The sequence below is a fragment of the Pseudomonas sp. EA_65y_Pfl1_P113 genome (assembly GCF_963970525.1).
Taxonomy (GTDB): Bacteria; Pseudomonadota; Gammaproteobacteria; order Pseudomonadales; family Pseudomonadaceae; genus Aquipseudomonas; species Aquipseudomonas tritici.
In genome coordinates this window covers 1-529 of sequence record NZ_CAXAQM010000347.1, presented here as the reverse complement: position 1 = coordinate 529, position 529 = coordinate 1, and the positions used below count along the sequence as shown (strand labels likewise).

At 56.7% G+C, this 529-nt stretch carries 1 pseudogene; it reads left to right on the top strand.

Annotation, left to right across the window (positions count from 1 at the left end):
- Positions 1 to 135: 135 nt before the first annotated feature.
- Positions 136 to 529: pseudogene (locus AACY52_RS29975) on the top strand (hypothetical protein); the annotation flags it as partial.

Here is a 529-nt window from a genome sequence, read left to right as displayed (position 1 = left end):
CGGTGTACACGATCACTGAGGCAGCCGCGCGGGCCCTTTGGTCTCAAAGGGCCTGATACCCCCATCGGATGGGCCTTGTTTCACAGATTTCTCATTTTCAACGGTTTGTTGAAAAGCCCGTTTCAGTGAAATTATTTGCTATTTCAGCCGAATCGTGGTTTCAACGGTTCGGTGAAAGACCCTGTTGGCATCGAACGGCGGGCGGCAGAAGCGCTCGAGGCCTTTCTAGGCTCAATCCCTCAATTCGCCGTCGGCCCAATGACGCTGACTGGCAAGCCAGGCGAGGCTGATCGAGGCGTAGACATCGTCGCTGAAACCGAATTCGCCGGCCGACCGCTCAGGCTCGTGGTCGAGGTCAAAAGCAACGGGCAACCCCGGATTGCGCACCAAGTAGCCTACCAGCTCAAACGGTATCTGGATCAGACTGGCCAAGAGGGCGTGCCGATGTTCATCGCGCCCTATTTATCTGAACAGGCGCAGGCGGCATGTCGCGAGGAAGACATCGCCTATCTTGATTTCCAGGGCAACG